Annotated in this window: 9 protein-coding genes; 3 read left to right on the plus strand and 6 right to left on the minus strand. The window is 67.3% G+C overall.

Annotated elements, in window-relative coordinates:
- Window positions 1-347, plus strand: a 347-nt coding sequence (locus EB084_14025; GenBank protein ID NDD29374.1) for a hypothetical protein, incomplete at its 5' end; no start/stop codon positions are given.
- 111 nt (window positions 348-458) lie between these two features.
- Here the strand turns inward: EB084_14025 and EB084_14030 are convergent.
- The 4 genes from EB084_14030 to EB084_14045 all read right to left on the minus strand — a co-directional run bounded on the left by EB084_14030 (window position 459) and on the right by EB084_14045 (window position 4,324).
- The gene (locus tag EB084_14030) at window positions 459-1,871 is read right to left on the minus strand and encodes a hypothetical protein (GenBank protein ID NDD29375.1); all 1,413 of its coding nucleotides are present in this window, start codon (window positions 1,869-1,871) and stop codon (window positions 459-461) included.
- Complete coding sequence (locus EB084_14035; protein NDD29376.1) at window positions 1,868-3,292, minus strand: hypothetical protein; 1,425 nt, start codon at window positions 3,290-3,292, stop codon at window positions 1,868-1,870. The genes EB084_14030 and EB084_14035 overlap by 4 nt, the downstream gene beginning before the upstream one ends.
- 62 nt (window positions 3,293-3,354) lie before the next feature.
- Window positions 3,355-3,651 carry a hypothetical protein gene (locus tag EB084_14040; GenBank protein ID NDD29377.1) on the minus strand — a complete coding sequence of 99 codons (297 nt, stop codon included), beginning with the start codon at window positions 3,649-3,651 and terminating at the stop codon, window positions 3,355-3,357.
- Between the two features lies 1 nt (window position 3,652).
- Window positions 3,653-4,324: a hypothetical protein gene (locus tag EB084_14045; GenBank protein NDD29378.1), complete on the minus strand. Its 672-nt coding sequence runs from the start codon at window positions 4,322-4,324 to the stop codon at window positions 3,653-3,655.
- Window positions 4,325-4,502: 178 nt separating this feature from the next.
- On the opposite strand from EB084_14045, the gene EB084_14050 reads away from it, so the two are divergent.
- Together EB084_14050 and EB084_14055 are read left to right on the plus strand one after the other, a co-directional pair.
- Window positions 4,503-5,696 (plus strand): hypothetical protein, encoded by a 1,194-nt coding sequence (locus EB084_14050; protein NDD29379.1) that lies wholly within the window; start codon window positions 4,503-4,505, stop codon window positions 5,694-5,696.
- Between the two features lie 21 nt (window positions 5,697-5,717).
- Window positions 5,718-7,190: a class A beta-lactamase-related serine hydrolase gene (locus EB084_14055; protein NDD29380.1), complete on the plus strand. Its 1,473-nt coding sequence runs from the start codon at window positions 5,718-5,720 to the stop codon at window positions 7,188-7,190.
- Here EB084_14055 and EB084_14060 read toward each other — a convergent pair.
- Together EB084_14060 and EB084_14065 are read right to left on the minus strand one after the other, a co-directional pair.
- Window positions 7,184-8,089: a DMT family transporter gene (locus EB084_14060; GenBank protein NDD29381.1), complete on the minus strand. Its 906-nt coding sequence runs from the start codon at window positions 8,087-8,089 to the stop codon at window positions 7,184-7,186. The genes EB084_14055 and EB084_14060 overlap by 7 nt on opposite strands.
- Window positions 8,090-8,144: 55 nt before the next feature.
- Window positions 8,145-8,627, minus strand: a 483-nt coding sequence (locus EB084_14065) for a DUF4239 domain-containing protein (GenBank protein ID NDD29382.1), incomplete at its 5' end; no start/stop codon positions are given.

Consider the following 8,627-nt stretch of genomic DNA (forward strand, 5'->3'; position numbering starts at 1 on the left):
AGACCCGGCGCCCCGAGCGAGCGGCTGCCGCTGCGCCCACGCGCGAAGACATCCTCTTCCTCCACGACATCATCGGTGGACTGCTCGCCGACGACGCAGCCCACACGCCCGTCATCGCGCTCTCCGCCGATCAGTGCGCGAAGATGCGCGCGCTCTGGCCGGAGATCCGGACGCAGCTGGACAAGAACCAGCTTGCCCGCTCCCCGCTCGATCGGCGCCTCCTCGACATTCTCACAGAGGCACAGAGGGCTTCTCTCGTCGACCTCGTCTCGAACGGGAAGGTGCCCCTGCCACGCACCCTCGACGCCTACATCCCTCTCTTTGAGAGGCGCATCAGCGCGCGCTGAGGGTCACTGCGGGCGCAGAGCTGAAAGCCGGTCAACGCTGCTGCCATCCGGCTCACGAGGTGAGGGAGTGACGCGAGGAAGATACGCTTCCACGCGTTGGAGCTCGCCATCTCAGCGCAGCTGATCACGCCAGCGGGCAATCGCGTCGTAGAGCTCGCGCGCACGGGCACTGCCACGATCACCCTCGCGCTCGCGCCCTGCGGCGTCGATGGTGTAGAAGCGGGTCTTGTCGCTGCCGGGTGGGGGCATGGGGTCTTTCGAGTGGCTCTCCACAACGAGACGCGCATCGGGGGCACGCACGGTCATCATGGGCAGCAGCCCCTCGCTGAAGGCCTTGGCGTCAGCGCTCGACGACGCAGTGCCCTGCAGCAGCGAGACGAGACTTCGTCCATCGGCCTTCTCGAGAGGAGACAGGTGCAGCATCTCGAGAACCGTGGGCACCATGTCGATCAGCTGAACCACCTGCGCAACCCGCTTCCCCCCGCCGATGCCGCCTGGGCCCCACACGATGAGCGGCACGTGGGTGCACGAATCGCTCACCGCGATGCGATGGTTGTAGAACCCGTGCTCGCGCATGTCCTCCCCGTGATCGCCGAAGATGATCACCAGTGTCTCGCGCTCGAGACCAAGCGCCTGGATGCGCGCCATCAGGAGGCCCACCCAGAGGTCCGCGTACGCGATGCAGGCGTCGTAGTGCGCGTCGATGTGCTGCAGGTCACGCGACGTGAGCTTCACGCCCTTCGCGGGAACCGCCGCCTCCTGCTCGATTCGCTTGAACACGACCGGGTCGATGATGCTCTGCCCCTCCTTGGTGAACGACAGGAAGCGGGTGAGAGGCTCGCACTTGACGTACACGTCGCCCGCGATGCTGTCGACCCCCGGAGGTCTCTGCAAGATCTTGTCCGCCACACCCTTGTAGTCCGGATCGAAGATCTCCCCGAACAGAGGATTCACATACGGCACATGCGGATCGTAGGTGTGGGCGAGCATGAACGCGTGCTCATTGCCCTTCAGCTGCGTCAGCCAGCTGAGCGCGAGCGGCATGGTGTTGTAGAAGCTGCCGAAGTCCCACTCGTCCCGATAGACCTCGAAGCCGCGTCCAAATCCGAAGTCGTGATGGAGGTGCCCCCCGGCAACGAAAGCCCCTGTGCGCACGCCCTGCGCAGAGAGGAGCGACGGCAGGGTGGGAACGCTCTGGGGAAAGCGGAAGTCGTAGCTCATCGGGCCGATGCGCTGCGGGTACTGCGCACTGAAGATGGAGGCGTACGAGAGCAGAGACTCGTTGGCCTGGCTGAAAGCGCGTTCGAACAGCACCCCCTGGCGAGCCAGGCGATCGATGTTGGGGCTGGTGTCGCGCGCGTGCCCGTAGCAGCCGAGGTGATCGGCGCGACATGTGTCGAGGGCGACCATTATGACGACGCGCGGCGTCCACGGCTGCGCCGTGCCGGCAGACGATCGACAGCCGCCCGTCACGGCCGCGACAGCCAGCAGGGCGAGAACCGCGCACGCGCGCACACGCATCATCGGCCCTGATCTCCCTTGAGCGCCGCGATGAGAAGGCGGCGCAGCCGCTCAACGATCTGCGGCGCCTCAGCGCTGCTCACGAGATCGCGAGTCTCGCCTGCCCCCGCGCCCTCATCGTAGAGCGAGAAGTGGGCGGCGTCGATCGGCGCCTGCACGATCCGCTCTGTGAGGGGCGCCTCACCGCACGCCCGTTCGTTGAAGACGAGTCGATGTCGGGCGTCACGAACGCTCGCCCCGGGAAGCGGCGCTTGCGACACGACCCCCTCGCGTCCGCCCCCCGACTCTCCATTGACAAGCGAGCGCAGGCTGGGGGCGCTCGTCGTCTCGACGGCGACGCCGGCATAGTCGGCCACGGTGGCCAGCAGGCTGCGCAGCTCGACCAGCGACGAGACCGACCGTCCCCGCGTCACCTCGGCTCCGCCCCAGAAGGCGAGCGGCACGTGCAGCACCGTGTCGACAAGGCTGCCGCGATGCCCGAAGACGCCGCGCTCGCCGAGCTCCTCACCGTGATCGCCGAAGACGATCAGCAGCGTCTCGTCGCGAATCCCCAGCTTCTCGATGCGGGCCGCGAGAACGCCGAGCCAGAGGTCGGCGTAGGTGACCGAGGCGTCGTACACGGCGGTGAGATGGGCCAGATCTCGCTCCCCGAGGGAGGTTGCGGACGCGCCGGCGCGCTCGAAGCGCTGCAGCACAGGCTCGAGCAGCGCTGTGTCGGGGCTGCTGAGCACCTGGGTGAGAAGCGTTCCCCTCGGGGGCTCGGCATACCACTTGTTGCGATACACCCACTCCACCCCGGCTCTTCGCGCCGCCACCGTCTCGGCCACCCCTTGATAATCGGCGTCGTACAGGCGATCGAAGCCCTCCGGCTTGTGATAGGGGTCGTGGAGATCGTAGCCTTGCACGAACAGGAAGAGCCCGGTCCGATCGGCCACTGCCTGCTCCAAGCGCTCGAGCGCCTTCGGCACGGTGTCTCTGAACGACCCGAACGACCACTCGTCCCGATAGGTATCGAAGCCGCGCGAGAAGCCGTACTGATGAGACAGATGCCCCCCAGCGACGTAGGCCGCGGTGGGAACGCCGTGGGCCTGAAGCCGTGACGCCAGGGTCGGGACATCGGCGGGCACCCGATACGTGGCGTGTCGCAGGGGCGCCACGTCACCCGGATAGCGTCCCGTGAGTATCGAGCCGTACGAGAAGAGCGATTCGTCGCTCTGGCTGAAGGCGTTCGTGAAGAGGGTGCCCTGCCTTGCGATGCGATCGAAGCTCGGCGAGGTGGGACGACCGTAGCCGTAGGCGCCGAGGTGATCGGCGCGACAGGTGTCGATGGACACCATCACGATGTAGCGAGGCTTGAAGGGGCTTCGCGCGCTCACCGCGCGCATTGCGACCGCCACCGCGACCATCGCGAGGCAGACCAGCACAGTTGCGGCGCGACCTCGCCAGCCGAGGCCAGCCCGAGCGGGAGATACGGGCGCTGCGCCGTTCACAGCACCGGTCTCGGCGCGACCGTGCTGACCATGGCCTTGAACTCAGCGAGTTCGAGAACGCCGTTCCCGTTGAAGTCGAATGCGTTGAAAGTCACACGCGCACCGCCACCACGCTCCCAGATCTCGAGGGTGATGCGCCCTCGCTCGTCAGGGTGGAACCGCGCCATCATCTCTGCGTACACCTGGTCTTCGGTCGGCAGCAGGTTGGCCGGTCGCGATGTCGTGTACCACAGCAGCCCGCCCGCGAAAGCGAGCAGCACGAGGGCAAGAGCCGCACGCCACCTCGCGGGCACTTCAGTGCTGCGCCTCTGCGTCACTGACGCGGTCGTCGAGCAGCTCCACCACCCGCGCCTCTGTCTCGGAATCGGTCATGCCCATCGAAGCGCGCAAGATCTCGGCTCCCTTCGCCTGCACGAGATCGTCGTTGCGTTGCAGCCAGGCGCGCTGCTTATCGTTGAACACGACCGCCACCGCGCTCTCCCAGATCGCATCGACCGACCTGCGTCGGTCTTCGAGCGCGCGGATACCATCCACATGCGACTTCAGGACCGACTTCATGCGGGCTCTCTGCGCAGCGTCGAGGGTGCCGAACCTCTCTCCGGCGAGCGTCGCGTAGCGCGCCGCAAAGAGCGCGGCGGCCAAGACAGAGCGTCGCGTCGCAGTGCCATCGCTGCTCTCTCCCTGCTGGACCGCGGAACGCATGAACGACATCATCTGGGCCTGGTTGGTGCCGTTGACCTGAAGCGCGGCAACCTGGGTCTGCAGGCGCGTGAGCTCGGTGCGCAGCTGCTGGACGCGATTGTTCGTCGAGACCAGCAGGACGTTCTCTCCGATGAGCATCATCGTGAGCAGGAGCAGGAGGGCGGCCAGAAGACGATTCTGGTTCACGACAAGGCCGGTTTCGTCTTGCGCCTGAAAGTCCTGCCGATCCGAATGCAGGCGAAGCGGCCCGGGAACGCACCGCATGGCACATCGCCCCTTCTGGAGGACCGGCTTCGAGGGATAGAGAAATGTCTCGCGGAGGGGGCCTGGATTCCTCCATCCTCCTGACCTGCGCCCGCCTGGCGCGCCCGCCGCGTCTCGGTGGCTCGGTGAAAGCCGCGCGAGACCCACTGCCCGTATGAAAAGACAGAGGAGATCCCAGATGTCGAGCGACCCATCCGTGCCCCCTGGCGAGAAGCCGCAGAATGACCCCGCAGCGTCGGCTGCAGGCAATGCCGGCCAAGATGACGGCGGCGGTGGCTCTACCCTCGTCAAGATCATCTGCGTCGGACTGCTGATCCTCATCGTGGTGCAGATCGCCTGGCTGGTGCAATCGTACCGCAGCCAGCAAGACACCGCGACCACCGAGACCCCAGGAGCGCCCAGCGCCCCTGCGTCCGGGATGCCCGGGATGGGCATGCCAGGAATGGGGGGAAGCCCAGGCCCAGGCATGGGAATGATGCCGGGAATGGGAGGCAGCCCAGGCCCAGGCATGGGAATGATGCCCGGCATGGGAGCCAGTCCTCGCCCTGGCATGGGCGGTCCTGGCATGGGCGGTCCTGGAATGGGCGGCCCTGGTCGCGGCGGCCCCGGCGACATGGGAGGCGGTGGAGGCGTGGTGGCGCCCGTTGACGAGCTTCCCCGTCTGGTCAACAAGATCGTCAGCCTCAATGACACAAAGACCCCGCTCGACGCCGCGCAGCGCGCCAAGCTTCGCCCGGTGGCCGCCAAGATGGTCGAAGCCAGCGGCCGCATGCAGGCCGATCTGACGAAGGCGGTCTCCATCATGCGCCCCGATCAGTTCAGCGCAATGATCACCCCGCACCCCGAGATCATGCAGATGATGACCACGCTGATGCAACAAGGGCCCGCCAGCCCGGGCAGCGACGCCATGCTGACGAAGACCATCGAGGAGGTGCGCAAGTCGATCACGGCATCCGGGTCGGCGAGCCCTGCCGCCCTGCCGACATCGGCTCCCCAGCCTGGCGCCATGATGGTGTCGCTCGACCGCCGCCCCGTCGCCATGGGCATCCTGTACCTGCAGTCGAAGAAAGAGCTTGCGCTCTCTCCAGAGCAGGCCAAGATCGTGCTCGAGTCTCTCGAAGACTGCAACAAGCAGCTCGGCGTGCTCAGCGAGTGCCAGAGCCAGCTCTTCAGCCTTCTCACCCCCGCCCAGCTGACCGCCATCGGAACGCAGACCATCTCTGTGTCCGAGCAGGTGGTGGCACGGTGCCTGCTCTACGCGGTTGATGGCACCGGGCCAGCAAAGCCGGCCGACAAGCCGGGAACGAAGCCGAGCGAAAAGCCGGCAGCGAAACCGGCCGACAAGCCTACCGAGAAGCCCGCGAACAAGTAGCGAGAGACGCTGCTGAGCGCCATGTCTGCCCCGAGAAAGGCTGTCGCTGCGTGGAAGACCGCGGCGGCAGCCTTTCTCACGTTCACGCTTCTCACCACCGCCGCCCCCGCCCAGCGCGCGGTCGAACCGCTGCCCCTCACGCCTGACCGCGCGCAGCGCTTGAATCAGGGGCTGACCGAGATTCTCGCCCGCCGAACCAGCCCGAGCCTCTCGATTGCCGTGGTCGAGGGCAACCGCGTCGCTCTCACCCGCGCCATGGGCGTCACCGATGTTACCCGTGGAACAGCCGCAACCCCCTCCACCCGATATCTGGCCGGCTCGGTGAGCAAGATCTTCACCGCCGTGGCGGTGATGATGCAGGTCGAGCAGAAGCGCATCGATCTCGACGCCCCCCTTTCACGCTACGTTCCCTGGGCGCCCCACGCATCTGAGGTGACGGTGCGTCAGGCCCTGATGCACCGCTCCGGCTACCCCGACTATCTCACCCCCGCCATCGCCAACGGCGCGGTAGCGGGTCGCACAACGCCGCGACAGATCATCGATCGATGGGCGAAGCGTCCTCTCTCGTTTCCTCCCGGCAGCGCCTACGCGTACAGCAACACAAACTACGTTCTGCTCGGGCTCACCGTCGAAGCCGTCACCCACACGTCGCTCGACGCGTGGCTGCGCATTCACGTGCTCGAACCGTGCCACATGACCACCACCACCTTCGGCCTCCCCCGCGAGGCGGCGTCGGTGGCCATGGGATACGGCCCGGCCCAGTCGACGGTGGCGCCACCGCTTCAGAGCCCCGGCGATCTCTCGTGGTACTACGGGTGCGGAGACCTCGTATCGACCCCCACCGACATCGCGCGGTTCGACATCGCGCTCATGCAAGGCCGCCTGGTAACCCCCGCCACGCTGCGCCTCATGATCGACGCGGCAAAGCCCACTGGCGAAGGTCCTGGCCAGACCTGCGGCCTGGGGCTCCAGTGCCTGCCGCTGCTCGGTTCACGCACCCTTGTGGGGCATCACGGCGGACTGCCGGGCTTCGAGGCAGATGACGAGATGATTCCCGCTGACGGCTTTGCGCTCGTGGTGATGGGGAACGACTTTGCATTCATGACCGCGCCCGTGCTCCAGCTCGCGTTGCAGACCTTCTATCCGGGGCTCGTCGCCACCCTCGAGGCGCGACAGGCGAGCACCCCGCCCGCAAAAGCGCCGCCAGGCATCGACGCGCGGGTTCATGCGTTGCTCGACCAGATCGCCGAAGGGCGACTCGATGGCGCCCTTCTCACCCCTGCCTTGCGCGCCGCCATGACGCCGCAGACCGTCAGCGCCCTGGCCACGAAGCTGCGACCGCTCGGCCCGCTGCAAGCACTCGACTATCGCGGAACCGACCGCATCGACACACACGTGCGCTACCACTATCGCGTGAAGTTCGCGCACGAGGCCGTCGACATGACGTTCGTCTACGATGCCACGGGCCTTCTCGCAGGACTCTTCTTTCAGTAGACCCGGGCCGGCTCGTCTTCCTCGGAGGGTGAGGTCGCCTCGTGCTTTGGCGCCTCGCGCGGGAGCTTCACAGACGCGAGCGTGACCACCGCACCGCCGGCCAGCGAGAGCAGGCTGACCTGCTCGCCCTGCAGCCACCACGCCCAGACCGGGCTCAGCACGGGCTCGAGCAGCAGCAGCAGCGTCGCATCGAGCGCCGGCACGTGGCGCATGCCGAAGGTGAGCAGCACGTAGGCCAGGCCGACCTGCACCACCCCGAGGTAGACCACCGCGACGACATCCACCCGCGACATCGTTAGCCCGGCCATGCCCGGCAGGTTGCAGACGAAAGCAAGCAGGTTCCCCCATACCACCACGTCGAGAGAGGCGTCTGCCGCATCATCGCGACCCCGCCAGCGCAGCCCCACGAGGGTGAGAGCCCACGCGACACCGGAGGCCACCGCGAAGAGGTTGCCGCGCTGCGGATCAGGGGCCGACGCGGTCGCACCTGGCGTACCCAGGAAGAGCAGCCCCATGCCCCCCATCGCGGCGAAGGTTCGCGCCACATCAGACCGACCGACCGGCTCTCGGAGCACGAGCGGCGCGAGAAAGAGCATGTAGGCTGGCGCGGTGTACTGGATGAAGATGGCCAGTGCCGCCGTGGTGAGCTTGTTGGCCCACACGAAGAGCATGAGACACGACGCGTAGCAGGCCCCGATGGCCAGGGTCGCGCCGCTCGGACGGCGACGTGCCCGGGGGAACGCGGCCGCGATGACCACCGCGGCCACCACCGAGCGCAACCCCGCGACCTGTGGCGCCGTGAGGGTGCACGACTTGATGGCGGCCCCTCCTGTTGAGAAGAGGATGGCGGTGGCGGCGATCATGAGCCGTGCGCGCGCGGGCGAGATGGCGGGAGGCATGCTGCGGGGTACGGTGGCTGCGGCGCAGTTTCCTACGCGCGCGCCGAAGACGCGGTCAGCGCGCGGGTGCGTCCATGCCGCGGCGCACCTCGACGATGAAGCGGTCGAAGTCGTCGACCCGCAGCTGTCCGAGACGCGGGTACTCCATGTCGATGACGACATAGAACACCGAGGCCAGGGCCACGGTGTAGCACAGCGCATGCATCCAGTGGAAGCGCTGGCTGGCCGACATGGCGAACCCCGCGAGCAGCGAGCTGGCCAGGGCTACCGCGTAGAGCATCACGAACACCACGTTCGGCGGATGCATCGAGGCCGCGCTGGTGCGCGTGCTGGTGATGTCGAACATGGCGTTGAGCGCGGGCAGCAGCAAGGCCGTCGAAGGCCCCGGCATGCGCTTCGAGCGGGCCACGGCATCGACGGCGCGGTCCCAGATCTGGCGCTGCACCGCACTCGAGGCGTCGAGCGCCGCCTGTGCCGCGGCCTCGTCGCCCACGTGCGTGTAGGCCTCGAGGCGCAGATCGACGTGCTGGCGGAACAG

The organism is Pseudomonadota bacterium (assembly GCA_010028905.1).
Classification (GTDB): Bacteria; Vulcanimicrobiota; Xenobia; order RGZZ01; family RGZZ01; genus RGZZ01.